Source organism: Pseudomonas sp. LH21, from assembly GCF_036549575.1.
Classification (GTDB): Bacteria; Pseudomonadota; Gammaproteobacteria; order Pseudomonadales; family Pseudomonadaceae; genus Aquipseudomonas; species Aquipseudomonas peradeniyensis.
Genome location: NZ_CP144367.1, coordinates 3,249,845 through 3,276,269, shown reverse-complemented (window position 1 = coordinate 3,276,269; position 26,425 = coordinate 3,249,845). Strand labels below are relative to the sequence as shown.

Sequence of the window (26,425 nt, the reverse complement as noted above, 5' to 3'; positions counted from 1 at the left end):
CATGGGCGGACTGTTTTCCCGGCTGATCGAATCCCGCGACCCGGCGCTGATGCGTCAGGCGCTGGCCTGGCTGTATGGCTTCGTGCGTCCACACCGTGGCGCCATCGGCGTGCTGCTGGCGCTGTCCCTGGGCGCCTCGCTGCTGGCCCTGGCGCAACCCTGGCTGGTCAAGACGCTGATCGACGAGGGGCTGCTGGCCAAGGACTACCAGACCCTCTGGCACATGGCGGCGATCATGATCGTCGCTGGCCTGCTCGGCACCGTGCTGGCCGGGGTCAACCGCTACCTGCACACGCGGCTGTCCGGGCGCATCCTTTTCGCCCTGCGCGACGACTTGTACCGCCACTTGCAACGGCTGTCGCCGACCTTCTATGGGCGGCGGCGCACCGGTGACATCCTGTCGCGGCTGGACGGCGATGTCGCCGAGATCCAGCGCTTTGCCGTGGACTCGCTGTTCTCGGCAGTGTCGGCGCTGATCGGCCTGGTCGGCGCGGTGGCCCTGATGCTGATGCTGTCCTGGCAGCTGTCGCTGCTGCTGGCGCTGCTGATTCCGCTCGAGGTGCTGTGGCTGCGCTGGATGCGGCGCAAGGTCGAGCGCGAGGTGCGCAGCCTGCGCGAGCGCTCGGCGGACGTGTCGTCGTTCCTGGTCGAGACGCTGCCGGCGATGAAGTTCATCCAGGCCGCCGGCCAGCAGCAGCGCGAGGCCGAACGCCTCGACCGGCTGGGCCAGGGCTACATGGGGCAGTTGCTCAAGGTACAGGTCACCGAGTTCTTCACCCAGGCGGTGCCCGGCACTCTGACCTCCTGGTGCCGGGCATGTGCGTTCCTGGTCGGCGGCTGGTGGGTGATCCAGGGGACCTGGCAGCTGGGCGCGCTGATCGCGTTTTCCACCTACATGGGCATGGCCGTCGGCCCGGTGCAGAGCCTGCTGGGCCTGTACGTGGCGGTGCAGCGGATGGCCGTGAGCCTGGGGCGGGTGATGGAACTCAAGCGGGAGGCGGTCGCGGTGCGCGAGGCGGATGATCCCAAACCCATGCCGCAGGGGCCCGGCGAGCTGCGCCTGGACGCGGTGAGCTTCGCCCACGACGGGCGCCAGGGGAGGGTGCTGGACAAGGTCGATGCCTGCCTGCCGGCCGGGGCCAAGGTCGCCATCAGTGGCGCCTCCGGCGTCGGCAAGTCGACGCTGATCGACCTGTTGCAACGCTTCTACGACCCCGATGGCGGACGCATCCTGCTCGATGGCGTCGACCTGCGCGAGCTGGACCTGCAGGCCCTGCGGCGACGCATCGCCGTGGTCAGCCAGGACATCGTGCTGTTTCGCGGCACCCTGGCGCAGAACCTGGCCTACAGCACGCCCCAGGCCAGCCGTGACGACCTCGAGCGGGTGGTGCGCCTGACCCGCCTGGAGAGCCTGGTACAGAGCCTGCCGCTGGGGCTCGACGGCTTGCTGGGCGAGCGTGGCCAGCAGCTGTCCGGTGGGCAGAAGCAACGCATCGCCATCGCCCGGGCGCTGCTGCAGCAACCGGCGATCCTGGTACTGGACGAAGCCACCTCGGCGGTGGATGAAGCCACCGAGCGCGAGGTGATCGCCGCCATCGACCAGCTGTTCGCCGGGCGCACGCGGATTCTCATCAGCCACCGCGCCTCGACCCTCGCCGATGCCAACCTGCACCTTGAGCTGCACGGCGGGCAGTTGCGCAGCAAGGAGCCCGCCGACCATGGCCGCTGAACCGTGGATTGGCGTGATCGACAGCGGCTGCTCGCCGGAGCAGGAAACCGGCCTGCTGGATGCGCGTCGCTTCTGGCTCGAAGAGGGCATGTTGCGCGAGGGTGACTTGCTACCGGACGCCTTGGGCCATGGCAGCGCCGTGCTGGCGCGGCTGCGCGCCGAGTCCGGCGCCCAGCCCGTGCTGCTGGCCCAGGTGTTCGCCGGGCAGGGCAGCACCAGTGCCTTGCAGGTGGCGGCTGGTCTGTTGTGGCTGGTGGAAGCCGGCGCGAGCGTGGTCAACCTGAGCCTGGGCCTGCGCCAGGACCGCCCGGTGCTGCGCCAGGCCTGCGCCGAGGCCGTGGCCGCCGGGGTGCTGCTGTGCGCCTCCAGCCCGGCGCGGGGCGAGCCGGTGTACCCGGCCAGCTACCCTGGGGTCATCCGCGTGACCGGCGATGCCCGCTGCGCTGCCGGGCAGTGGTCGTGGCTGGACACGGCCCAGGCCGACTTCGGCGCGGCGGTCGGTAGCGATGGCGGGGCAGGCGCCAGTCTGGCCTGCGCCGCATTCAGCGGCCGGGTGGCGGCCCTGCTGCGCGATGAGCCCGGCATGACCCGGGAGGCGCTGTTGCGGTGGCTGAAAACCCACGCGGCGTTCGCCGGCCCTGAGCGCAAGGGGCCGATCAATGCCTGAAGCAAGCATCCTGGTACTCGGCGCCGGACCTGCCGGCGCGGCCACGGCCCTGGGGCTGCGACGGATGGGCTACCCCGTCACGGTGGTGTCCGACTGGCGCCGCTTTGCCGCGGTGGAAGGCGTGTCGCAGCGGGTGCTGGAGGGCCTGCGTCATGCGGGCCTGGGCGCCGCCCTGGCCGAGGCCACCACGCCGGCCACGCGCCAGGTGCACTGGAACGGCGAGCGGCTGCAACCGAACCAGGAATGCCTGCTCGATCGTCAGCGTTTCGACCAGGCCCTGCGCGATGACCTGCGCCGCGCCGGTGTCGAGCTGATCGAAGGGCGTGTGCGCGAGGTGGAGCGGGGGCAGGAGTACCGGATACACCTGGACGACGGTCGCACCCTGCACGGCGAGTTCCTGGTCGAGGCCCGTGGTCGCCAGGCCCCGTTGAGCGAAGGTCGCCTGCGCGGGCCGGAGACCGTCAGCCTGCTCAACCTCTGGCAGGCCGCGCCCGGCACGCCGGCCTCGGCGGTGGAGAGCCTGGACGACGGCTGGGCCTGGATGGCGCGACTGGCCGATGGCCGCTGCTACTGGCAGGTGACGCTGGACGCGACGGCGGCGCAGCTGCCGGGCAAGGCGGCCTTGCCCGAATACTGTGCCGAGCGTCGGTGTGGTTCGGTGCTGGTGGCGCAGCTGTTCGATGAGCGGGCCTTCGCTCCCGCCCAGGTGCATGCCCGTAGCAGCACGGCGATCCTCGCCGGCAACTGCGCGGGCCCGGACTGGCTGCGGGTTGGCGATGCCGCGATGGCGGTCGACCCGCTGTCGGGAAATGGCATCTTCCAGTCGTTGTCCTCGGCGCTGCAGGCGCCCGTGGTGATCAATACCCTGTTGCAACGACCCGGACAGGCGGACTTGGCGCAGCGCTTCCATCAGACGCGGGTCGAGCAGCTGTTCCTGCGTTTTGCCCGGATCGGCCGGGATTTTTACGCGCAGGAAGCGCAGCGCGGCGCACAGCCGTTCTGGGCTCGGCGCCGAGGGTGGCCGGATGCGCAGCCGCTGCACGCGGCTGCGGACTGGCAGGCGGTGCGGGTGGAGCGACGCCCGGTGCTGCGTGATGGTTGGGTGGAAGAGGCCGAGGTGGTGGTGACGGCGGACCAGCCGCTGGGGGTGTGGCACCTGCAGGGTGTCGAGCTGGCGCCGGTGGTGCGTGGCGTACAGGCTGGCATCGGCCTGGAGCGCCTGGTGACACAGGCGCACCAGCCGATGGTTGCGCGCTGGTTGCGCGTACAAGGTTTCTGCTGAGGATTCATCGCGGGGCAAGCCCGCTCCCACCGGTGCTGCATCAGTCAGCAAACCTTGCGTGGGAGCGGGCTTGCCCCGCGATAGGGCCTTTGGTCTAGAAGAACGTCCCGACCACCAATTGCAGGTATGTCCCGCTCTCCCGCCCACCCAGCTGCACGCCGCCATCCTGCGCACTGCGCTGTGGGGTATAGAACCCCACCAGCGGGCTGATCAGCCAGTGTTCGTTGACCATCCACTCCACATACAGGTCCACCTCGCGCCCACCCAGGTTGCCCTGGTCGGTCTCGAGCGTGTCGAAGTCAAAGTACAGCGCCCCCACGGTCAGGCCCTCTCGCGGCGTGGCCTTGAGTGCCACATGGTGCACCTGGGTGTTGCTGTTGAAGGGCCCGGCGTAGTTGGCGGCCACCTCGCCCTGGAACCAGGTGCCGTAGCCACGGCTCAGGCCATAGAACAGCGGGTCGAAATGCTCCGAGAAGCGGCTGTAGCGGTAGGTGGCGGTGGGCGACCAGGGCAGTGCGGAGAAGGTCCAGTTGCCCTCCAGGTACCAGGCGTTCTCGCGTCCGCCAGTGCGGTCCTGGGTGACGTACTCGGCGGCCAGCTCCAGGTCCTTCACCCCCAGGTTGCCGCGCCCGCGCAGGCTCAACGTGTCCATGCCGTCGCGGTGTTCCAGGCCGAGGATCTCGGCGTAGCGGCGGTCGACATCCAGGCCGTGGATCCAGCTCAGGCCCACGGTGCCTGCGTCGGCGACATGTTCGAGGTTGGCCACCGCCATGGCGGTGTCGGCCTGGAACGGGTTGTCGGACTTGAGCCACATCAGGTCGCCACGCCAGCCTTGCTTGCCGCCCAGGCGCAGCACGGCGGTGCGGTCGAAGGCCTTGCGCGCCGCCAGGTAGTAGGCGCCGCCACGGTCGAAATCGGCGCCCAGGTCGACATTGCCGGCATTGACCGGGTCGCCCTGGATCAGGAAGCCGTCGCCGAGGGTGATGACCTGGCGACCGCCGGAGAGGTCGATGCCATCTTCGCCGAGGGCCGGGAACAGGTTGCCCGAGCGCCAGCCGAGGTAGGCGTCCTCGACGCCGGTGCGACGCTCGTTGCCGAGGGTGAAACCGGCGGCGTCGCCATCGCCCCAGGTGGCCGAGCTGAGCAGGCTGAAGGCACCGTACAGCGTGCCGCTGTCGGCCAGGGCCTGGCTGGCGCTCAGGCCGTATTTGACGTAGCCCTCGCGCCAGTTGCTGCTGCCGGGCTGGCGGTTGCCGAACTGGTCGAAGCTCTCGTCGCTGTGGAAGACGCCGAACAGGGCTTCGAGGTTGGCGTCCAGGGTGGTGCCGGCGTTGTTGTAGAGTTCATGCGCCTGGGTGAGGGGCGAGGCCAGCAGCAGGGCCAATGTGCAGGCGAGTTTGTGCGTCATGGTGTGCTCCATGTTTTTATTGTGGTCTTGGTGTTTCTATCGCGGGGCAAGCCCGCTCCCACGACTTGAAGGCCATCTGTTGTGGGAGCGGGCTTTCAGGCTAGAGCTTGATCAACACCGACTTCAGCTCGGTGTAGTGCTCGATCGCCGCCGCGCCCATCTCGCGACCGACGCCGGAGAGCTTGTAGCCGCCGAACGGCAGCGCCGGGTCCAGCGCGCTGTGGCAGTTCACCCACACCGACCCGGACTTGATCCGCGGGATCATCCGGTGCACCGCGGCGAGGTCGTTGGACCAGATGCTCGCGCCCAGCCCGTAGGGGTTGTCGTTGGCCATGCGCACCACCTCGTCGAGGTCGTCGAATGGCATGGCCACCAACACCGGGCCGAAGATTTCCTCCTGTACCAGGCGGTGGCGCTGGTCCACGTCGACGATCACCGTCGGCTTGACGAAGTAGCCTGGGCCGAAGCCTTCGCCGCCGCAGGCGACGGTCGCGCCCAGCTCGCGACCCAGGTCGATGTAGCCGGTAACCCGGTCCTGCTGCTTGGCCGAGATCAGCGGCCCCATCTGCACGGTGGGGTCCAGGCCGTTGCCCAGTTTCATGGCGTTGGCGATGCCGGCGATATCGGCCACCACGTTGTCGAAGTGCTTGCGGTGCACGTACAGCCGGGAGCCGGCGCAGCATACCTGGCCCTGGTTGAAGAAGATCGCCGTGGCGGCGCCGGCGGCGGCTTGCTGCAGGTTGGCGTCGGGCAGGACGATGGTCGGCGACTTGCCGCCCAGCTCCAGGGTGACGCGGGTCATGTTGTCCATGGCGGCCTTGCCGATCAGCTTGCCGACCTCGGTGGAGCCGGTGAAGGTCAGCTTGTCCACGCCCGGGTGACGGCTCAGGGCGGCGCCGGCGTTCAGCCCGGTGCCGGTGATCACGTTGAACACGCCGTCCGGGTAACCGGCCTCGCTCACCAGCTCGGCGAGCTTCAGCGCGGTCAGCGGGGTTTCGTCGGCCGGCTTGAGGACCACGGTGCAGCCGGTGGCCAGGGCCGGACCGAGCTTCCAGCAGGCCAGCAGCAGCGGGAAGTTCCAGGCGACGATGGCGCCGACCACGCCGACCGCTTCGCGGCGGATGAAGCCGTGGAACTGATCGTCGGGCATCAGCGGCAGCGAGGGCTCGACCGTGCTGCCTTCGAGCTTGGTGGCCCAGCCGGCCATGTAGCGCAAGAAATCGATGGCCAACTGCACGTCCATCGCCTGGGCCACGGCGGCGCTCTTGCCGTTGTTCAGGCATTCCAGCTCGGCCAGCTCCCGGGCATCGCGCTGCATCAGGTCGGCCAGGCGCCACAGCAGGTTCTGCCGTTCACGCGGGCGTGTGCGGCTCCAGGCCGAATTGTCGAAGGTCTGGCGCGCGGCCTGCACGGCACGGTCCACGTCCTGGGCCTCGGCCGCGGGCACTTCGCCGAGGACCTCGCCGGTGGCCGGGTTGCGCAAGGTCATGGTGCGGCCGCTGGCGGCGTCCTGCCAGTCGGCGCCGATGCGCATCCTGAGCTTGCGTGCGAGGAAGTCGCGTGTGGCGGGGAGGATCGGCAGTTCGGAATGCATGGGGCGGTGCCTCTTGTCAGGGTTGTGACCAGGGCAGGGGCAATGGGCGTGCCAAAGGACTCGGATGCCGGGTAGGCCCAGCTAGTGGTGGCTTTTGCCGGATTGGGAGTAGAAAGAACAAGGGTTGATCTGTTGCATATTGAGATCGGGTGAGACGTCATGTGATACAGGTTCGCGGGCGCTGGGGCCGCTGTGCGGCCCTTTCGCGGCACAAGGCCGCTCCTACAGAGGATCACGGTTTCCTGTAGGAGCGGCCTTGTGCCGCGAAAGGGTTGCGAAGCAGCCCCGGCATTGCCAGCCCCGGCAAATGTCTCAAGGTGAAACACCCAGTCGCGAAATGGGACGTTCACCTACAACCCCAGACGCTGGCCCATACCCGCAAAACCAAGGCAACTCACTGATCCATAACATTTTTGCTGCAACTGGCACACTTCCTGTATCGCAACTGTCACATGCACACCGCTGTATCCAAGCGTGCGAATAACGATAAGAACAACACCGTGGAGGTCTGACCTTGAAGACGACTCGACTCCGGCGGCAAGCGGGCACCCTGGCGCTGGTCGCCACCGCACTGCTGTCCGCCCAGGCCATGGCGGCCGAGCAGGGCCCGAGCCTGTTGCAGAACAAGTGCATGGGTTGCCATGTCCCCGAAGGCAACGACAGCTACAGCCGCATCAGCCACCAGCGCAAGACCCCGGAAGGCTGGCTGATGAGCATCGCCCGCATGCAGGTGATGCATGGCCTTTCGATCAGCGACGACGAGCGCCGCACCCTGGTCAAGTACCTGGCCGACAAGCAGGGCCTGGCGCCCAGCGAGACCGAGGGCGTGCGCTACGCCATGGAGCGCCGGCTGAACACCGTCGAGCACTTCGACGATCAGCTCAGCCAGATGTGCGGCCGTTGCCACTCCGGCGCCCGGGTCGCCCTGCAGCGGCGTCCGGCCAGAGAATGGGAACACCTGGTCAACTTCCACCTCGGCCAGTGGCCGTCCCTGGAGTACCAGGCCCAGGCCCGTGACCGCGACTGGCTGGACATCGCCCTCAAGCAGATGGTGCCGGACCTGGCCAAGCGCTTCCCCCTCGACAATCCGGCCTGGGCCGAGTGGCTCAAGGCGCGGCCCGAGTCCAAGGTCCTGGCTGGGCATTGGGCGTTCAGCGGCCACATGCTGGCCAAGGGCGACGTGCGCGGGGTGATGACGGTCAGCGCCGAGCAGGGCGACACCTTCAAGGTCGAGCTCAAGGGCGCCTATGCCGACGGCACGCCGTTCAACGGCAGCGGCTCGGCGATCCTCTACAACGGCTACGAATGGCGTGGCAACGTCAAGGTCGGCGAAGCCAACCTGCGCCAGGTGTTCGCCGCCATCGACGGCCAGATGAAGGGCCGCATGTTCGAGGCCGAGCACGACGAGCGCGGCCTGGACTTCATTGCCGCCAAGGCCGGCCAGGGCCGCCTGCTGGCGGTGCAGCCAGCGTTCATCAAGGCCGGTGGCGACAGCGAGATCAGCCTGGTGGGCAGCGACCTGTCCGGCAAGCCCGACCTGGGCGCGGGCGTTGAGGTGACCGAGGTGCTGGAGTCGACGCCGACGCTGATCCGGGTCAGGGCGCGTGCCGCCCAGAACGCCGCGAGCGGCCAGCGTGAAGTGGCGGTCGGCGCGCTCAAGGGGGGGACGCTGGCGGTGTACGACAAGGTCGAGGAGGTCAAGGTGGTGCCGGCATTCTCCATTGCCCGCATCGGCGAGAACGGCGCCTCGGTGCCCAAGGTCCAGGGCCGCTTCGAGGCCGAGGCCTGGGGCAGGGACGCCAGCGGCCAGCCGCTGCGCATCGGCTACCTGCCGGCCAGCTGGAAGGTCGAGCCGTTCAACGAACGCGCGGTCGAGGACGAGGACGTCAGGTTCGCCGGGCAGATGCAGGCCGATGGCGTGTTCGTGCCGGGCGGGGCAGGGCCCAACCCCGCGCGCAAGATGATGACCAACAACGCCGGCAACCTGAAGGTGATCGCCACCCTCGCCGACGGCGGCCAGCAGGGCGAGGGTCACATGATCGTCACCGTGCAACGCTGGAACAATCCGCCACTGCCATAGGCATCAACTGACGCATCGAATCCCGGGAGGTCGCCATGGGCGCACTACTGAACCTGGTCGAACGCAACCTGCACGAAGTGCAGGTGGATGCCGACCGCATGCTGTTCCATATCCCCAGCAGTTCGCTGTTCGCCGCCGACGCGGTGACCGGCGGCATCATCGACACCTTGCGCCGCCAGGGCTGCTCCGCCGAGGAGCTGATGCAACGCCTCGGCCAGCAGTTTTCCGGGCAGGACATCGAGGAAACCCTGCGCGAGCTGATCGCACTTGAGGTGGTCAGCGACGGCTCGCCGCTGACCCCGGAGATCGCCCTGAAACAGGTCGAGCGCACGGCGCTGAACACCGTGGTGCTCAACGTCAACACCGGCTGCAACCTGAGCTGCACCTACTGCTACAAGGAAGACCTCGACAAGCCCTCGGCCGGGCGCAAGATGAACACGGCCACCGCCGAGGCCTCGGTGGAGATGCTGCTCAAGGAGTCGCCCGACGAGCAGCGCTACAGCGTGGTGTTTTTCGGTGGCGAGCCGCTTTCCAACCGGGCGCTGATCGAGCACATGGTGGCCTACTGCGAGCGGCGTTTCGCCGAAGCGGGCAAGCAGGTCGAGTTCATCATGACCACCAACGCCACCTTGCTGACCGAGGAGATCGTCGACTGGCTCGACGCCCACCGTTTCGGTTTGTCGGTCAGCATCGACGGGCCCAAGACCGTGCACGACCGCAATCGCATCACCGTGGGCGGGCAAGGCACCTACGATGTGGTGCGGCGCAAGGCCGACATGCTGCTGTCACGCTACCGCAGCCGGCCGGTGGGGGCGCGGGTCACCCTGACCCGAGGCATCACCGACATCGAGACCATCTGGAACCACCTGTTCAACGAACTGGGGTTCGCCGAGGTCGGTTTCGCCCCGGTGACCTCCGGCGACATGGCCGACTACAACCTCACAGGCGACGAGCTGGTGCAGGTGTTCGCCAACATGAAGGCCCTGGGCCGGCGCTACCTGGAGGCGGCGCTGGAGCACCGAAACATCGGTTTCTCCAACCTGCACCAGCTGATCACCGATATCCACGAGGGCCACAAGAAGGCCCTGCCATGCGGGGCCGGGTTGAAGATGCTGGCGGTCGACCACGAGGGCGAGCTGAACCTGTGCCACCGTTTCACCGGCTCCAGCCTGCCGACCTTTGGCAACGTGCACCAGGGCGTGAAGCAGGCGCAGCTCAACGACTTTCTCTCGCAACGTCTGGACCGCAGCGGCACCGGCTGCGACAGCTGCCGCATCCGCAACCTGTGTTCCGGCGGCTGCTACCACGAGAGCTATGCCCGCTACGGCGATCCGCAGCACCCGACCTACCACTACTGCGAGCTGATGCGCGACTGGGTCGACTTCGGCATCGAGGTCTACAGCCGCATCATGGCCGCCAACCCGGCCTTCATCGATCGCTACATCACTCCCAGGAAGGCGCACTGACATGAAGCACCTCAAACCGCTGAACAACAAGGCGCGCATCCTTGAACAGGCCGCCGCCGAAGACCGCGTCGACGAAGTGCTGGCCATGAGCGCCGTGGCCGGCTGCACCGCCACCACCGACCCGGGCTGGGAAGTGGATGCCTTCGGCGGCGTCAGCTCGTTGTGCCAGCCGATGGAGGCAGACCTGTACGGCTGCTCCGACCCTTGCTGGTGGCCGGCCCAGGTGCCGGACATGATGAGCACCTACCAGGACTGGAACGCCCAGGCGACCAACTCCGCCGAAGACTGGCGCAACCTCGGCACCGTATTCCCGAAAGACAAATAGAACGACAAGGGGAAACCGCATGAAAGCTGGATTCTGCGCGCAGCTCGCGCTCACCGTTGCCGCCACGGCCTGTGCCTGGGCGGCCCAGGCAGATGATGCAGGCCCGGCCTTGAAGGCCGGCCATGAATACCTGATCGCCACCAACTACCCGAACAACCTGCACGTGGTCGAGGTGGCCAGCGACACCCTGTACAAGACCTGCCGCATGCCCGATTCGTTCGGCCCCGGCACGGCGATGATGGCGCCGGACAACCGCACGGCCTACGTGCTGAACAACCATTTCGCCGATATCTACGGCATCGACCTGGACAGCTGCAAGACCACTTTCCACGCCAACCTCTCCAGCGTGCCGGGCGAGGTCGGCAAGGCCATGTACTCCTTCGCCATCAGCCCCGACGGCAAGGAGGTCTACGCCACGGTCAACCCGAGCCAGCGCCTGAACGACCACTACGTGGTCAAGCCACCGCGCCTGGAGGTGTTTCGCACCAGCGACGGCCTCAACGCCAAGCCCGTGCGCAGCTTCCCGATGCCGCGCCAGGTCTACCTGATGCGCGCCGCCGACGACGGCAGCCTGTACGTGGCCGGGCCGGACATCTACAAGCTCGACGTCAAGACCGGCAAGTACAGCGTCGCGCTGCCACTGCGCAGCTGGAACCGCCCGGGCTACAGCGCGCCGGACGTGCTGTACTTCTGGCCGCACCAGAGTTCGTTGCATGAGTTCTCGATGCTCTACACCATTGCGAAGTTCAAGGATGCCAAGCAGGACCCGGCCACCGCCGAGCCGCTGTACGGCTACCTGAGCATCGACCTGAAGACCGGCAAGGCCCACACCCAGGAGTTCGCCGAGCTGACCGAACTGTACTTCACCGGCCTGCGCTCGCCGAAGGATCCGAACCAGATGTACGGCGTGCTCAACCGCCTGGCCCGCTACGACATCCAGCAGAAGAAACTGGTCAAGGCCGCCAACCTCGACCATACCTACTACTGCGTGACCTTCGACAAGGCCGGCGACAAGCTCTACCTGGGCGGTACCTTCAACGACCTGGCGGTGTTCGACCCGAATACGCTGGAGAAGGTGAAGAACATCAAGCTGCCTGGTGGCGACATGTCGACCACCACGCCGCAGGTGTTCGTTCGCTAGAGGACCGGGATTACACATCCCCGTGTAGGAGCGGCCTTGCGCCGCGAAAGGGGCGCGCAGCGCCCCCGGCGATTTCAGCGTCACAGCGAGATTGGGGCTGCTTTGCAGCCCTTTCGCGGCACAAGGCCGCTCCTACAGGGATCGCACAACAAGAGAGCCCCTATGCCCCAGCCCAGCCATACCCAAGGCTCAAAAGCCATTCCATTGCTCACCCACTGCATCGGCGACGCCTTCGACGCCACCGTCGCCCGCTTCCCCGACCGCGAAGCCCTGGTGGTTCGCCACCAGCACCTGCGCTACACCTGGCGGCAGCTGGCAGACGCCGTCGACCAGCAAGCCCGCGCCCTGATCGCCCTGGGCCTGCAGGCCGGCGATCGCCTGGGCATCTGGGCACCCAACTGCGCCGAGTGGTGCATCACCCAGTTCGCCAGCGCCAAGATCGGCGCGATCCTGGTCAACATCAACCCGGCCTACCGCACCAGCGAGCTGGAGTACGCCCTAGGCCAGTCGGCCTGCCAATGGGTGATCTGCGCCGACGCCTTCAAGACCTCCGACTACCACGCCATGCTGCTGGACCTGGTCCCCGAGCTCGGCGCCTGCCGGCCGGGCGAGCTGCACAGCGCGCGCCTGCCCGAGCTGCGCGGGGTCGTCAGCCTGGCCGCCACGCCCCCCAATGGCTTCCTGGCCTGGCCGGCGTTGCAGGCCCGCGCCGGCGAAACCGACGCCGGGCAACTGGCCGCACGCCAGGCCAGCCTGCACCGGCACGAGCCGATCAACATCCAGTACACCTCCGGCACCACCGGTTTCCCCAAAGGCGCGACCCTCAGCCACCACAACATCCTCAACAACGGCTACATGGTCGGCGAAAGCCTCGGGCTGACCGAGCACGACCGGCTGGTGGTGCCGGTGCCGCTGTACCACTGCTTCGGCATGGTCATGGCCAACCTCGGTTGCATGACCCACGGCAGCACCCTGATCTACCCCAACGACGCCTTCGATCCGCTGCTGACCCTGCAGGCCGTTGCCGAGGAGCGCGCCACCGCGCTGTACGGCGTGCCGACCATGTTCATCGCCGAGCTCGACCATCCGCGACGCCACGAGTTCGACCTGGGCAGCCTGCGCACCGGCATCATGGCCGGCGCCACCTGTCCGATCGAGGTGATGCGCCGGGTGATCGACGAGATGCACATGGGCGAGGTGCAGATCGCCTACGGCATGACCGAGACCAGCCCGGTGTCGTTGCAGACCGGCGCCGCCGACGACCTGGAGCGCCGGGTGACCAGCGTCGGCCGCACCCAGCCGTGGCTGGAGAGCAAGGTGATCGACAGCGCAGACGCTACCCTGGCACGCGGCGAGATCGGCGAGCTGTGCACCCGCGGCTACAGCGTGATGCTCGGCTACTGGAACAACCCCAAGGCCACCGCCGAGAGCATCGATGCCGATGGCTGGATGCACACCGGCGACCTGGCGGTGATGGACGACGAAGGCTATGTACGCATCGTCGGCCGCAGCAAGGACATGATCATCCGTGGCGGCGAGAACATCTATCCGCGAGAGCTGGAGGAGTTCTTCTTCACCCACCCGGCGGTGGCCGACGTGCAGGTGATCGGCATCCCCTGCAGCCGCTATGGCGAGGAGATCGTCGCCTGGGTCCGCCTGCACCCGGGGCAGGCACTGGGCGCGGACGAGCTGCGTGACTGGGCGCGGGCGCGCATCGCCCATTTCAAGGTGCCGCGGCATATCCGTTTCGTCGACGCGTTCCCGATGACGGTGACCGGCAAGGTGCAGAAGTTCAGGATGCGCGAGATCAGCATCGAGGAACTGGCCGGCGGCACAGATCGCTAGTCATCAGCCCTGTGGCCGGGCACCGTTGAGGAACAGCTGCTCGACCGTCTGCGCGGTGTTGGCGCTGGCGGCGCGGCCACGGTGCTCGGCATCGACCATGCCGTAGATCAGGGTCATGAATATCTCGGTGAACACTGCCGCGCTGATGTCGATGCGCAGCACGCCCAGCTGCTGGGCACGCAGGAAGAACGCGTCCATGGCCTGGATATAGGCCTGCCAGCGCAGGTCCTCGGCGTCGTTGAGCAAGGTGTCGGGGCGGTACTGGAACATCAGGAACATCAGCAGTTCGCGGTGCTTGAGGTGTTCGGCGATCAGGTGGCGAATACCGGCCAGCGGTTCGATGCGCTCGAGGTCGGCTTCGAGGATGACCTGGTTGAGCACCTGCTCGCCGTGGTCTTCCAGCAGCTTCACCAGGTTATCGCGGGTGCCGCAGAAACGGTGCAGGGTGGCCTTGCTGACCCCGGCGGTTTCCGCCAGCTCCTTGAGGGTGGCGCGGGGGTGGACGACAATGGCCTGGGCCAGGGCTTTGAGCAGGCGCTCTTCCTGGAGGGGTCTACGCATGTGGGACCTCGAGTCGGGGTTCGGCGACGAAATATCCACAATTGTATCATATGAGACGAATAAATCTCATAAAGGGCCGCGCGTTCCCTGTAGGAGCGGCCTTGTGCCGCGAAAGGGCCGCGCAGCGGCCCCGGCAATTTCAGCGTCATGCCTGGATTGGGGCTGCTGCGCAGCCCTTTCGCGGCACAAGGCCGCTCCTACAGAACCTTATGCCTCGCCTCACACCGTGTAATGCTTCAACTCACGCGCAATCAGCATGCGCTGGATCTCGCTGGAACCCTCGTAGATCTGGGTAATGCGCGCATCGCGATAGTACTTCTCCACCGGGTAGTCTTCCAGGTAGCCGTACCCGCCATGCACCTGGATCGCCATCGAGCAGACCCGCTCGGCCATCTCCGAGGCGAACAGCTTGGCCTGGGAGGCCTCCGACAGGCAAGGCTTGCCGGCGCTGCGCAGGCGCGCGGCATGCAGGATCAGCAGGCGAGCAGCGTTGACCTGCACCTGCATGTCGGCCAGCAGGTTGGCGATGCTCTGGTGCTCGTTGATCGGCTTGCCGAACTGGATGCGCTCGCGGGAGTAGGTCAGCGCCGCCTCGAACGCCGCGCGGGCGATGCCCAGGGCCTGGGCGGCGATGCCGATGCGCCCGCCTTCGAGGTTGGACAGGGCGATGGCCAGGCCCTTGCCGCGCTCGCCCAGCAGGTTGGCGGCCGGGATGCGGCAGTCGTCCAGGGTCACCGCGCAGGTGTCGGAGGCGCGGATACCCATCTTGTGCTCGCTGCGGTCGACCTTGAAGCCTGGGTTGTCGGTCGGCACCAGGAAGGCCGAGAGGCCTTTCTTGCCCAGTTCCGGGTCGGTCACGGCAAAGACGATGGCCAGCTTGGCGCGGCGGGCGTTGCTGACGAACTGCTTGGCGCCGTTGATTACCCACTGGCCATCGACCAGCTCGGCGCGGGTACGCAGGTTGTGGGCCTCGGAGCCGGCCTGGGGCTCGGTCAGGCAGAAGCAGCCGATCGCCTCGCCGCTGGCCAGCCGCGGCAGCCAGGCCTGCTGCTGCTCGGGGGTGCCGTAGGCCAGCAGCGGGCCGCAGCCCACCGAGTTGTGAATGCTCATCATCGCCCCGGTGGCGCCATCGGCGGCGGAAATTTCCTCCACCGCCAGGGCGTAGGCGACGTAGTCGGTGTAGCTGCCGCCGAACTGCTCCGGGGCGACCATGCCGAGCAGGCCCAGTTCGCCCATCTTGCGTACCACGTCATCGTCGATCCAGCCGGCCTTTTCCCAGGCCTGGGCATGGGGCGCGATCTCGCCGCGGGCGAAATCGCGGGCCATGTCGCGGATCATGATCTGCTCTTCGCTCAGTTCCAGGTCTTGCATCTGTGTACTCCCGGGCTCACAGGCCTTCGAAGAATTGGTCGACCCGCTGGGCAGTGAGGCCGGCGAGGGTCGGCGGGTTCCAGCGGGGTTGCTTGTCCTTGTCGACGATCAGGGCGCGCACGCCTTCGATGATGTCGCCGTGGGCGAACCACTGGCGGTCGATGTGCAGTTCCATGGCGAAGCAGTCTTCCAGGGCCAGGTGGCGGCCGCGGCGCAGCAGCTCCAGGGTGACGGCCATGGCCAACGGCGAGCGGGTTTCCAGCAGGTCGGCGGTGTCCAGCGCCCATTGACGGCTGTCGCCGATGGTCACGGCGCGCAGTTGCTCGATGATGCTTTGCAAGTCGGGCAGGGCGAAGAAGTGGTCGATCACCGGGCGCAGTGTCGCCAGCGGCGCGTCCGCCAAGGTCTGGGTGCCGAGCTTGGCGAGCAAGCCTTGCAGGTCCTTGAGCGGGTTGGCGCCGAAGGTCAGGCGGTCGAGCCCGTCATCCAGGGCCGCGAGCTTTTCACTGTCGACGTACCAGTCGGCCAGGCCGCAGTAGAGGGCATCGGCCGCCTTGACCTGGCTGCCGCTGACGCCCAGGTAGATACCCAGCTCGCCCGGTACCCGGGGCAGGAAGTAGCTGCCGCCGACATCCGGGAAGTAACCGATGCCTACCTCGGGCATGCCCAGGCGGCTGCGTTCGGTGACGATGCGCAGGTCGCAGCCCTGGGCCAGGCCCATGCCGCCGCCGAGGGTGAAGCCATCCATCAGCACCAGCACCGGCTTGCGGTAGCGGTGGATGCACAGGTCCAGGGCGTATTCCTCGACGAAGAAGTCCTCGTGGAGTTTCTCGCCGGCCTTGTAGCTGTCGTGCAGCGAGCGGATATCGCCACCGGCGCAGAAGCCCTTGGGGCCCTCGCCACGCAGCATCACGGCGTGCACCTGCGGATTCTGGGCCCACAGGTCGAGGTGGTGCTGCAGGCTGCGCACCATGTCCAGGGTCAGGGCGTTGAGGCCGGCGGGGCGGTTGAGGGTGAGGTGGCCAATGTGGTTGCGGACCTCGGCCAGTACTTTATCCGTTGCCGAGGGTTGAGCGTGCGCGGTCATCGCGGTCTCCCTGCTTTGTTATTGATTTTCCAAGTGAAGTCCTGGAATGCGCGGGCGGATCGATTGATCCTGTCATGCAAAATTACCCTGCACAATTGGCAAATCTGCAGGGCTACCCTGCATTTTTGTCGCCATGCGCATTCCAAGTCTGATGCAGCACTGTAGCAATTCCACGCCCCCTGTAGGAGCGGCCTTGTGCCGCGAAAGGGCCGCGCAGCGGCCCCAGGATTTCAATACTGATGCGTAGATCGCCGGGGCCGCTGCGCGGCCCTTTCGCGGCACAAGGCCGCTCCTACAGGGGGCGTGCAGCAATTGAGACTGGCTGCTCACCCCGAAGGGTGATAGCCGCCCCGTCCCCCCCATGAAACAATCCCGTCCAGCACTCACCCTGGCGGGGACAATACCAATGAGCAACGCCCAGCTGAATTCGCCCGACTGGTACGCGCAGATGGCCCGCGTGGTCGACGCCATCGGCACGCCCGGCTTCGTCGAGGCGTTGTTCGCCGCCCTCAACCAGCTGGCGCCATGCCAGGCCATCACGGTGTTCCTGTACCCACGCAAGGGCCTGCCTTCGGCACTGTTCGCAAAGGACGACGAGGGGCCCTGGCTGCCCGAAGGCAACGTGCAGAAGTACCTCGAAGGCTACTACCTGCTGTGCCCGTTCTACCGCGCCTGCATGGACGGCATGCCCGCCGGCTGCTACCGCCTGAGCGATGTCGCGCCCGACCATTTCAAGCGCAGCGAGTACTACACCTCGTTCTACCAGCATGCCCACCTGGAGGACGAGCTCAACTACCTGGTGCCGCTGGACGCCCAGCTGTCCATCGCCGTGGCCCTGGGTAGTACCCGGCGCCTGGGCAGCCGCCAGGTGGCCGAGCTCAAGTGCGTCGCCGCCTGGGTGGTGGCGGTGGTGCGCCGGCACTGGGGGCAGTTGCATGCCGAGGCCCTGGGCGGGCGCTTCGAGAGCGCGCTGGGGCGGCAGATCAACGCCGCGCTGAACAATTTCGGCTCCTCCTTGCTCACCGAGCGTGAATGCCATATCGCCCAGTACCTGCTGCGCGGCCATTCCACGCGCTCGCTGGCCGAGCGCCTGGGGATCAGCGAAGACACCGTCAAGACCCATCGCAAGAACCTCTACGCCAAGCTCGACATCGCCACCCAGGCCGAGCTGTTCTCGCTGTTCATCGCCTCGCTGGCCCAGGCCCAGGAAGGCCTGAGCAAGGACCCGCTGGAAAGCTATCTGCGACGGCGCTGAACCACCGTTTCACCTCATCCAGACAACGACAATCACCGGCCCCGCGTGTGGCCGGAGGGGAGACCTGCGTGCATACGAAAAGCGATTGGCAGCAGCGCGCTGCACGGCAAAGCTTCATCACCACCGCGTTGATCGACGGCCGCCCGGTGGCGGCCCGTGATGGCGCCACCTTCGCCGCCGTCAACCCGGCAACCGACCGCTGCCTGGCCCAGGTCGCCGCCTGCGCCGACGACGAGATCGACCAGGCGGTGCGCGCTGCCCGCCGGGCCTTCGAGCACGGCCCTTGGGCACGTATGGCGCCGGCCGAGCGCAAGCGTGTGCTGCTGCGCCTGGCCGAACTGATGCTGGCCCACCGCGAGGAACTGGCGTTGCTCGACTCGCTGAACATGGGCAAGCCGGTGATGGACGCCTACAACATCGACGTGCCGGGCGCCGCTCATGTGTTCGCCTGGTACGGCGAGGCACTGGACAAACTCTACGACCAGGTCGCGCCGACCGCCGCCAGCGCCGTGGCAATGATCAGCCGCGAGGCGTTGGGCGTCATCGGCGCGGTGGTGCCGTGGAACTTCCCGCTGGACATGGCCGCCTGGAAGGTCGCCCCGGCGCTGGCCGCAGGCAACAGCGTGGTGCTCAAGCCTGCCGAGCAGTCGCCGTTCTCGGCCCTGCGCCTGGCGGAGCTGGCATTGCAGGCCGGGCTGCCGGAAGGCGTGCTCAACGTGGTGCCTGGCCTGGGTGAAACCGCGGGCCGCGCCCTGGGGCTGCACCCGGACGTGGACTGCCTGGTGTTCACCGGCTCCACCCAGGTGGGCAAGTACTTCATGCAGTACTCGGCGCAGTCCAACCTCAAGCAGGTCTGGCTCGAATGCGGCGGCAAGAGCCCGAACCTGGTGTTCGACGACTGCCGCGACCTCGACCTGGCGGCGCAGAAGGCGGCGTTCGGCATCTTCTTCAACCAGGGCGAGGTGTGCTCGGCCAACTCGCGGCTGTATGTGCAGCGCTCGGTCCATGACGAGTTCGTCGAGCGCCTGCTGCGCCAGGCCCGTGAATGGCTGCCGGGCGACCCGCTGGATCCGGCCAGCCGCGCCGGTGCCATCGTCGATGCCGGGCAGACCACGCGCATCGAGGCGGCCATCGCCCAGGGCCGGGCCGACGGCGCGCGCCTGCTGTGCGGCGGTGAGCGGCTGAGCGTCAACGGCTCGCAGAACTTCATCACGCCGACGATCTTCACCGATGTGCGCCAGGACATGGCCCTGGCCCGCGAGGAGATCTTCGGCCCGGTACTGGCGGTCAGCGCCTTCGATGACGAGGAGCAAGCCATCGCCCTGGCCAACGACAGCGTCTACGGCCTGGCCGCCTCGGTCTGGAGCGACGACCTCAACCGCGCCCACCGCGTAGCCCGGCGGCTGAAGGCCGGCACGGTGTCGGTCAACACCGTCGACGCCCTGGACGTCACCGTGCCGTTCGGCGGCGGGCGCCAGTCGGGCTTTGGCCGCGACCTCTCGCTGCATTCGTTCGACAAGTACACCCAGCTCAAGACCACCTGGATCCAGCTGCGCTGACATTCACCCGAGGAGAACAATAATGAACGCACCTTTCTCGCCCAAACGCGACACCCACGACTACCAGGCCAGCGACGCCGCCCACCACATCCACGCCTTCCTCGACCAGAAGGCGCTCAACGCCGAGGGGCCACGGGTCATCACCCGGGGTGAGGGCCTGTACCTGTGGGATAACGACGGCCGCCGCTACCTGGACGGCATGTCCGGCCTGTGGTGCACCCAGCTCGGCTATGGCCGCAAGGACCTGACTGCCGCCGCCGCCGCGCAGATGGACCAGCTGGCCTACTACAACATGTTCTTCCACACCACCCACCCGGCGGTGATCGAACTGTCCGAGCTGCTGTTCAGCCTGTTGCCGGGTCACTACAGCCACGCCATCTACACCAACTCCGGCTCCGAGGCCAACGAGGTGCTGATCCGCACCGTGCGCCGCTACTGGCAGGTGGTCGGCCAGCCGCGCAAGAAGATCATGATCGGCCGCTGGAACGGCTACCACGGCTCGACCCTGGCGGCCACGGCGCTGGGCGGGATGAAGTTCATGCACGAGATGGGCGGGCTGATCCCGGACGTGGCGCATATCGACGAACCGTATTGGTTCGCCGCAGGTGGCGAGCTGACCCCGGCCGAGTTCGGCCGCCGCTGCGCCCTGCAACTGGAGGAGAAGATCCTCGAGCTGGGCGCCGAAAACGTCGCCGGCTTCATCGCCGAGCCGTTCCAGGGCGCCGGCGGCATGATCTTCCCGCCCGAGAGCTACTGGCCGGAAATCCAGCGCATCTGCCGCCAGTACGATGTGCTGCTGTGCGCCGACGAGGTGATCGGTGGCTTCGGCCGCACCGGCGAATGGTTCGCCCACCAGCACTTCGGTTTCGAGCCCGACACCCTGTCCATCGCCAAGGGCCTGACCAGCGGCTACGTGCCCATGGGCGGCCTGGTGCTGAGCAAGCGCATCGCCGAGGCGCTGGTGGAGCGGGGCGGGGTGTTCGCCCACGGCCTGACCTATTCCGGCCATCCGGTGGCGGCGGCGGTGGCGGTGGCCAACCTCAAGGCCCTGCGCGACGAAGGCATCGTGCGCCAGGTCAAGGACGACACCGGGCCGTACCTGCAGCGCATCCTGCGCGAGGTGTTCGCTGATCATCCACTGATCGGCGAGGTGCAGGGCGCCGGGCTGGTGGCGGCGCTGCAGTTCGTCGAGGACAAGGCCACGCGCAAGCGTTTCGCCAACGAGAACGACCTGGCCTGGCAGTGCCGCACGTTCGGCTTTGAAGAGGGGGTGATCATTCGCTCCACCCTGGGTCGGATGATCATGGCGCCGGCGCTGGTGGCCAGTCGTGGCGAGCTGGATGAGCTGGTGGAGAAGACCCGGATCGCGGTGGATCGGGTGGCGGGGATGGTGGCAAAGCGTTGAGGCCCCATCGCGGGGCAAGCCCGCTCCCACGAATCGCGTGGGAGCGGGCTTGCCCCGCGATATATTCTTAACCCTGGATGAACAGCCGCGCGGTGAACCTGACTTATGGGTTTCCAGCGTTGTCTGACAGCGCCTTCAACACCGCCATGGCGCTCTGGGCATCGTCCACGCCGACAAAGATGTGGTCATGGTAATACGCCGCCACCACATTGCAGCTGATGCCTGCCTTGCCCAGCGCGGTGGCGAACGCTGCAGTCAGGCCCACGGCCTCGAGTGAAGAGTGGACGGTCAGGGTGATCCAGGCGCACACGTAGGTGTAGGGTAGCTGCATCGCGTCCGCGACCTTTCGCTCCAGGATGACCGTCCAGCCTTCGCGCTCCCTGAAACTGCCGACAATGTTCAGGTCCTGCAGCTGTGAGGTGTCGGTGACTGTGGCAAAGACATACTCGCCCTCATTGAGCAGGGGGCTCATGGACTGGAGGAGTTTTTCAATCGAGGTTTCGCCATGCATCGTGTGGGCTCCTGGAGTGGTGAGCCGGCAGTCTAGAGCGTTCACCGGGGACGATTGAAATTAGCATTGCACGCAGGGCATTAGGACAATCGATGGCTTCGCTCAGCGCCACGCGGCCAGGCGCACCAGCGAGGGCAGCAGCAGCGCCCAGATCGGCGCCAGCAGCAGGGCGGTGGTGACCGCTCCCAGCGGCAGGTCGACTTGCGCCAACCGGGCACCGGCCAGATAGGCCAGCGGTCCGCCCAAAGCCCCCAGCACCGCCCCACGCGAGAACGGCTGGCCGGCCCAGGCCAGGCTATGGCGCAGGCCGCTGGCCAGCACCAGCCAAAGCATCGCCAGCCACAGGGGTAGCGGATGGCTGTCGAAAGTAAACAAGCCAATCGCGCCCAACAGGCTGTCCACCAGGCAGCCGGCCAGCGTCACGCGCAGTAGCGCCCAAGCCTCGCCAGGGCGATCCCGGCACAGGTATACATGCACCGCCATGACCGGCGGCACCACCAGCAGCAACCCGGGCCATCGCGCGCCGAGCACGCACAGCCACCAGCCGGCCTGCAGCCACAGGACATTGGCGATCAGCCAGCCACGGCGCATGGGTCAGTGCCCGGGCAATGGAGCGCGGCGTGCCAGGGGAGCTGCCCATAGCAACTGGGCGACGCCGATGGCGCGTTCCTCGAAGCCGCCCTGGCAGTAGCACAGGTAGTACTCCCACAGGCGCTGGAACATTTCGTCGTAACCCAGCGCCGCCAGCACACCACGTGCCTGGCGCAGGTTGTCGCGCCAATGGCGCAGGGTGCGGGCGTAGTCCAGGCCGAAGTCCTCCAGGTGCACGAGGTTCAGCCCTGTCTGGCGGCTGGCGGTGTCGAGCAGCACGCTCAGCGACGGCAGGGCGCCGCCGGGGAAGATGTAGCGCTGGATGAAGTCCACCGAGCGACGGGCCTGGGCATAGCGCTGGTCGCGGATGGTGATGGCCTGCAGGAGCATCAGCCCGTCAGGCTTGAGCAGTGTGGCGCACTGGCGAAAGTACACGGGCAGGTAGCGGTGGCCGACGGCTTCGATCATCTCGATAGACACCAGCTTGTCGAAGCGGCCCTGCAGGTCGCGATAGTCCTGGCGCAACACCGTCACACGGTGTTCCAACCCCAATGCCTGGACGCGCTGGAGGGTGAAGGCGTACTGGGCCTCGGAGAGCGTCGTGGTGGTGACCCGGCAGCCGTGTCGGGTCGCGGCGTGGATCGCCAGGCTGCCCCAGCCGCTGCCGATCTCCAGCAGGTGATCCTGCGCACCCAGTTCGAGCTTGTGGCAGATCTGCTCCAGCTTGTTCAGCTGGGCGTGCTCCAGGGGTTGCTCGGGGTGCTCGAACCGGGCCGCCGAGTACATCATGGTCGGGTCGAGCAGGTGTTCGAACAGGACGTTGCCCAGGTCGTAGTGGGCCAGGATATTGCGTTTGGCGCCGCGCCGGTTGTTGCGGTTCAGGCGATGCAGCAGGCGCAGCAAGGGGCGGCCCAGGCGCGCCAGACCACCTTCCAGAGCGTCCAGTACCTCCAGGTTGGCCACGAACAGCCGGGTCACGGCCGCCAGGTCCGGGCTGTGCCAGTAGCCGTGGATGTAGGCTTCGCCGGCACCGATCGAGCCATTGCCGGCCACCAGGTTCCAGGCGGCACCCTCAAGAATTTCCACTTCGGCCTGCAACGGGCTGTCGGTGTCGCCGAAGTTCCATTGCCGTCCCCGCTCGCACAGCCGCAGGTGGCCGTGGCGCAGCTTGCCCAGTTGCGCCAGCACCGCGCTGCGGGCCAGCCCACCCAACAGCGGTGTGAGGCCTGCGGATTTGCTAACGCTCAGGGTGGGGTTCGACATGGTCGGGCTCCTCTTGGCGATGGCCGAGCACCAGGGTGCCCTGGCTGGCGGTGTGGTCGTGGACGGGAGTGCGCTTGAGCAACAGGCGCAGGGCTTGCCAGTAGATGGCTGAAACGGTGCGCAGGCTCATCCAGGGGAAGGACAGCAGGTAGCGATACAGCGCGGCGCTGTCCAGGGGCTTGCGGCGCAAGGCGAGGTCGGCTTCGAAGACCTTCTGGTCGTCTCGCCAGTTCTCCATGTGCACGTGAATCCGCTGCGCATCCAGATGGAAACGCAGGTGGTAGTCCATGGCCATTGGCAGGAACGGCGACACGTGGAAGGCCTTGGCCATGATGAATGGCTGGCCAAGACCGTCCCGCACCGGGAGCACATAGTGAAAACGCTCGCGCCACGGCGTGTTGCGCACTTCCAGCAGAATCGCCGTCAGTTGCTCGTCGCGGTCATGGCAGAAGTACAGGCTCACCGGGTTGAACGACAGCCCCCAGCTGCGCAGCTGGGTCAGCAGGCGCACCGGGCCTTCGGGAACCTGGCCGGTGGCCTGGGCGACCAGCCGGCGGGCGGCCTGGGCCAGCGGCTCGCCCTTGCCGGTCAGCGCCGGCAGGTAGTCGGTCTCGCGCCAGCTCAGGGGCGCCAGCCGCCAGCGCCCCACCCAGCGCGACAGGCCCAGCAGCCGGGCCTGCTCGTCGAGGTCCAGGTAGAACATGCCGATTCGGTAGCGGAAGGCATGCGGCCGGGGCCCCAGGCGCCGATGGCTGACCCAGCCCGGGCACAGGCTGCTGTTCACAATTGCTCTCCGAAGTGCTCGGCGACCTTGAGCGCACTGACCACGCCGTCCTCGTGAAAGCCGTTGCCCCAGTAGGCACCGCAGTAGTAGCTGTGGCGCTGGCCCTGCAGCTCGGCCTGGCGGGCCTGCGCGGCGCAGGCGCCGAGGCTGTACTGGGGGTGGGCGTACTGGTAGCGGGCGATGATCTGCGCCGGGTCCACCTGCGCGGTCTGGTTGAGGCTGACGCAGAAGGTCACCGGGGCCTGGATGCCCTGCAGGATGTTCATGTTGTAGGTCAACGCGGCCGGGGCCTGTTCGGGACCGCCCAGGCGGTAGTTCCAGCTGGCCCAGGCCTTGCGCCGGCGCGGCAGCAGGCGGGTGTCGGTGTGCAGCAGCACATCGTTGCTGGCGTAGGTGATGGCCCCGAGCACCGCGCGCTCCTGGGCGCTGGGTGCTTCCAGCAGGGATAGGGCCTGGTCGCTGTGGCAGGCGAACACCACGTTGTCGAAGCGCTCGCTACCGGCTTTGCCGTACAGGGTGACGCCGCCGTCGTCGCGGCTCACCCGGTCGACCTTGCACGCCAGGCGAATGCGCTCGGCGAACGGCCGGCACAGCGGTGCGACATAGCTGCGCGAACCACCCTCGACGACCCGCCACTGCGGCCGCCGGTTCACCGACAGCAGCCCATGGTTGCGACAGAAACGCACGAAGAACTGCAGGGGAAAACCGAGCATGTCCGTCCGTGACATCGACCAGATCGCCGAGCCCATCGGCACGATGTAGTGCTCGACGAAGCGCCGGCCATAGCCCTGTGCCTGGAGGTAGCCGCCCAGGGTGGTGGACGGATCGATGCGCCCGTCGTCCAGGTCGGCCAGGGCCTGGCGGTTGAAACGCAGGATGTCGCGCAGCATGCCCCAGAACCCCGGCGACACGAGGTTGCGCCGTTGCGCGAACAGGGTGTCGAGGTTGTGGCCGTTGTATTCGAGGCCACTGTCCGGGTCATGCACCGAGAAGCTCATCTGGGTCGGACGCGAGGCGACCCCGAGCTGGTCGAGCAGGCGGATGAAGTTCGGGTAGGTCCAGTCGTTGAACACGATGAAGCCGGTATCCACCGCGTGGCGTTCGCCGTGCCAGGGCACTTCGACGGTATGGGTGTGGCCGCCGATCCAGTCGTCGGCCTCGAACACCGTGACTTCGTGGCGGCGCGACAGCAGGTGGGCGCAGGTCAGGCCGGCGATGCCGCTGCCTATGATCGCGATACGCATGGCGGGCTATTCCTGTGGCCGTCTAGCCAGGCGTCGACCCAGCGCCAGGCGCCAACGCGGCGGCAGCGCGCCGAGCAGGCGCAGGGCCAGGGTGAACGCGGCGGGGAAGTTGATTTCCAGTGGCCGCCCGGGCAGGCGTCGGGCGATATGGCGGGCGGCGCGTTGCGCTGTCCAGCGCTGGGGCATGGGGAAATCGTTGCGCCGGGTCAGGGGCGTGTCGACGAAGCCGGGGCTGACCAGGGTGACATCGATGCCTTCATTGGCCAGGTCGATGCGCAGCGATTCGACCAGGTAGCGCACGGCGGACTTGGACGCGCCATAGGCGCCAGCCCGGGGCAGGGCGAGCCAGGCCACCGAACTGCCCATCACCACGACATGCGGGCGTTCGCCACGGCGCAGCAAGGGCAGGGCGACGGCCAGGCAATGACACAGGCCCAGCAGGTTGGTGCGCACCACGCGCTCGACCAAGTCAGGGTCGAACCGACCCGGCTCCAGGTATTCGCAGGTCCCGGCGTTGAGGATGACCCCGTCCAGCGCGCCCCAGGCCTGCTGCAGTTCCCCGGCGATCAACGCCAACCGCTCGCGGTCGTCGATATCGCCAAGGGCCGCCAGCGCCTGCCCGGGAAAGCGTTCGAGCAGGGGCTCCAGGCGCTCGGCACAGCGGCCTCCCAAGGCCACCTGGTGCCCCTGTTCCAGCAGCTGCCCGGCCAGTGCGGCGCCGATGCCGCTGCTGGCACCGGTCAGCCAGTAGCGGCTCATGCCAGTCTACCCTTGAGCCAGCGGATGGCGCCGCCCATGACCGGGATATGTTCATAGAGCAGGGCACCGGCGTCGAAATAATCCTGGTGAACCTGCACCCGCTGCTGCCATTGCAGATGGCTGCAGCCCTGCAGGCTGATGGGCCGGCCACCGGACAGGCGTGGATGGCGAAAGTGCAGGGTCCAGCGCAGGTAACCCTGCCCGGGCCGGACCTCGTCGGCGCCGGTGAAGGCATAGCGGATGTCGTGGGCGTTGGCGTAGAGCTGGGCGAAGTACGCCTTCAGGGCCGGCAGGCCCTCGATCCGGTGCAGCGGGTCGCGAAAGCTGACATCTTCGCTGTACAGGTTTTCCAGCGAGTCCAGATTGCCCCGGTGCAGGCGGGCGAAGTATTCGGCAAACTGCTGCAGGTAGTCTGACATGCGCGGCTCCGGGCAATCCTGTACAACGATGGCGAGTTGTACAGTTATGACTGAAGCCTAGGACTAAAATTGTACAAAC

The 26,425-nt window shown here is 67.3% G+C and carries 23 protein-coding genes; 11 read left to right on the top strand and 12 right to left on the bottom strand.

Annotated features, from left to right (window positions below; all coding sequences use genetic code 11):
- The first annotated feature begins 1 nt into the window (after position 1).
- The 3 genes from VUG52_RS14900 to qhpG are packed head-to-tail and all read left to right on the top strand — an operon-like array spanning position 2 to position 3,678.
- Positions 2-1,729 carry an ABC transporter ATP-binding protein gene (locus tag VUG52_RS14900; RefSeq protein WP_050705331.1) on the top strand — a complete coding sequence of 576 codons (1,728 nt, stop codon included), beginning with the start codon at positions 2-4 and terminating at the stop codon, positions 1,727-1,729.
- Complete coding sequence (gene qhpE / locus VUG52_RS14895) at positions 1,719-2,396, top strand: subtilisin-like serine protease QhpE (RefSeq protein ID WP_050705332.1); 678 nt, start codon at positions 1,719-1,721, stop codon at positions 2,394-2,396. The genes VUG52_RS14900 and qhpE overlap by 11 nt, the downstream gene beginning before the upstream one ends.
- Entirely contained in the window at positions 2,389-3,678 is a 1,290-nt protein-coding gene (qhpG, locus tag VUG52_RS14890) for a flavin-dependent monooxygenase QhpG (protein ID WP_050705333.1), read from the top strand. The genes qhpE and qhpG overlap by 8 nt, the downstream gene beginning before the upstream one ends.
- A 94-nt stretch (positions 3,679-3,772) precedes the next feature.
- On the opposite strand, the gene VUG52_RS14885 is transcribed toward qhpG, so the two are convergent.
- Together VUG52_RS14885 and VUG52_RS14880 are read right to left on the bottom strand one after the other, a co-directional pair.
- On the bottom strand, positions 3,773-5,086 hold the full coding sequence (locus VUG52_RS14885; protein WP_050705334.1) for a hypothetical protein: 1,314 nt from the start codon (positions 5,084-5,086) through the stop codon (positions 3,773-3,775).
- 100 nt (positions 5,087-5,186) lie between these two features.
- The gene (locus VUG52_RS14880; protein ID WP_050705335.1) at positions 5,187-6,680 is read right to left on the bottom strand and encodes an aldehyde dehydrogenase family protein; all 1,494 of its coding nucleotides are present in this window, start codon (positions 6,678-6,680) and stop codon (positions 5,187-5,189) included.
- A gap of 514 nt (positions 6,681-7,194) precedes the next feature.
- Between VUG52_RS14880 and peaA the strand changes: the two genes are divergently transcribed.
- From peaA to VUG52_RS14855, 5 genes are all read left to right on the top strand, one after another.
- Positions 7,195-8,760: a quinohemoprotein amine dehydrogenase subunit alpha gene (peaA, locus tag VUG52_RS14875; protein WP_331831691.1), complete on the top strand. Its 1,566-nt coding sequence runs from the start codon at positions 7,195-7,197 to the stop codon at positions 8,758-8,760.
- A 35-nt stretch (positions 8,761-8,795) separates the two neighbouring features.
- Positions 8,796-10,226 carry a quinohemoprotein amine dehydrogenase maturation protein gene (gene peaB / locus VUG52_RS14870; RefSeq protein WP_262951783.1) on the top strand — a complete coding sequence of 477 codons (1,431 nt, stop codon included), beginning with the start codon at positions 8,796-8,798 and terminating at the stop codon, positions 10,224-10,226.
- Position 10,227: 1 nt separating this feature from the next.
- Entirely contained in the window at positions 10,228-10,551 is a 324-nt protein-coding gene (qhpC, locus tag VUG52_RS14865; RefSeq protein ID WP_050705338.1) for a quinohemoprotein amine dehydrogenase subunit gamma, read from the top strand.
- Positions 10,552-10,570: 19 nt separating this feature from the next.
- Positions 10,571-11,692, top strand: a complete 1,122-nt coding sequence (gene peaD / locus VUG52_RS14860; RefSeq protein ID WP_050705339.1) for a quinohemoprotein amine dehydrogenase subunit beta — start codon at positions 10,571-10,573, stop codon at positions 11,690-11,692.
- Positions 11,693-11,854: 162 nt separating this feature from the next.
- Entirely contained in the window at positions 11,855-13,537 is a 1,683-nt protein-coding gene (locus VUG52_RS14855; RefSeq protein WP_331831690.1) for an AMP-binding protein, read from the top strand.
- A gap of 3 nt (positions 13,538-13,540) precedes the next feature.
- On the opposite strand, the gene VUG52_RS14850 is transcribed toward VUG52_RS14855, so the two are convergent.
- The 3 genes from VUG52_RS14850 to VUG52_RS14840 all read right to left on the bottom strand — a co-directional run bounded on the left by VUG52_RS14850 (position 13,541) and on the right by VUG52_RS14840 (position 16,556).
- A complete protein-coding gene (locus VUG52_RS14850) occupies positions 13,541-14,098 on the bottom strand; it encodes a TetR/AcrR family transcriptional regulator (protein ID WP_050705341.1) in 558 nt (185 codons plus the stop codon).
- Between the two features lie 219 nt (positions 14,099-14,317).
- Entirely contained in the window at positions 14,318-15,469 is a 1,152-nt protein-coding gene (locus VUG52_RS14845; protein WP_050705342.1) for an acyl-CoA dehydrogenase family protein, read from the bottom strand.
- Positions 15,470-15,485: 16 nt separating this feature from the next.
- The gene (locus VUG52_RS14840) at positions 15,486-16,556 is read right to left on the bottom strand and encodes an enoyl-CoA hydratase/isomerase family protein (RefSeq protein ID WP_050705343.1); all 1,071 of its coding nucleotides are present in this window, start codon (positions 16,554-16,556) and stop codon (positions 15,486-15,488) included.
- 406 nt (positions 16,557-16,962) lie between these two features.
- Between VUG52_RS14840 and VUG52_RS14835 the strand changes: the two genes are divergently transcribed.
- From VUG52_RS14835 to VUG52_RS14825, 3 genes are all read left to right on the top strand, one after another.
- Positions 16,963-17,811 carry a helix-turn-helix transcriptional regulator gene (locus tag VUG52_RS14835; protein ID WP_050705344.1) on the top strand — a complete coding sequence of 283 codons (849 nt, stop codon included), beginning with the start codon at positions 16,963-16,965 and terminating at the stop codon, positions 17,809-17,811.
- Positions 17,812-17,879: 68 nt separating this feature from the next.
- Positions 17,880-19,370, top strand: coding sequence for an aldehyde dehydrogenase (locus tag VUG52_RS14830; RefSeq protein ID WP_050705345.1), 1,491 nt, complete (start codon positions 17,880-17,882; stop codon positions 19,368-19,370).
- Between the two features lie 22 nt (positions 19,371-19,392).
- Positions 19,393-20,775 (top strand): aspartate aminotransferase family protein, encoded by a 1,383-nt coding sequence (locus VUG52_RS14825; RefSeq protein ID WP_050705346.1) that lies wholly within the window; start codon positions 19,393-19,395, stop codon positions 20,773-20,775.
- A gap of 103 nt (positions 20,776-20,878) precedes the next feature.
- Here VUG52_RS14825 and VUG52_RS14820 read toward each other — a convergent pair whose 3' ends face one another.
- The 7 genes from VUG52_RS14820 to VUG52_RS14790 form a co-directional block, all read right to left on the bottom strand.
- Positions 20,879-21,286: an ACT domain-containing protein gene (locus tag VUG52_RS14820; RefSeq protein WP_050705347.1), complete on the bottom strand. Its 408-nt coding sequence runs from the start codon at positions 21,284-21,286 to the stop codon at positions 20,879-20,881.
- Positions 21,287-21,388: 102 nt separating this feature from the next.
- Complete coding sequence (locus tag VUG52_RS14815; RefSeq protein ID WP_050705348.1) at positions 21,389-21,877, bottom strand: DUF2878 domain-containing protein; 489 nt, start codon at positions 21,875-21,877, stop codon at positions 21,389-21,391.
- A gap of 3 nt (positions 21,878-21,880) precedes the next feature.
- Positions 21,881-23,140: an SAM-dependent methyltransferase gene (locus tag VUG52_RS14810; RefSeq protein WP_050705349.1), complete on the bottom strand. Its 1,260-nt coding sequence runs from the start codon at positions 23,138-23,140 to the stop codon at positions 21,881-21,883.
- Positions 23,115-23,924, bottom strand: coding sequence for a DUF1365 domain-containing protein (locus VUG52_RS14805; RefSeq protein ID WP_050705350.1), 810 nt, complete (start codon positions 23,922-23,924; stop codon positions 23,115-23,117). Before VUG52_RS14805 ends, VUG52_RS14810 begins: the two co-directional genes overlap by 26 nt.
- A complete protein-coding gene (locus tag VUG52_RS14800) occupies positions 23,921-25,168 on the bottom strand; it encodes an NAD(P)/FAD-dependent oxidoreductase (protein WP_050705351.1) in 1,248 nt (415 codons plus the stop codon). The genes VUG52_RS14805 and VUG52_RS14800 overlap by 4 nt, the downstream gene beginning before the upstream one ends.
- 6 nt (positions 25,169-25,174) lie before the next feature.
- Positions 25,175-25,927, bottom strand: coding sequence for an SDR family NAD(P)-dependent oxidoreductase (locus VUG52_RS14795; protein ID WP_050705352.1), 753 nt, complete (start codon positions 25,925-25,927; stop codon positions 25,175-25,177).
- A complete protein-coding gene (locus tag VUG52_RS14790; protein WP_050705353.1) occupies positions 25,924-26,346 on the bottom strand; it encodes a nuclear transport factor 2 family protein in 423 nt (140 codons plus the stop codon). Before VUG52_RS14790 ends, VUG52_RS14795 begins: the two co-directional genes overlap by 4 nt.
- Positions 26,347-26,425: the final 79 nt, after the last annotated feature.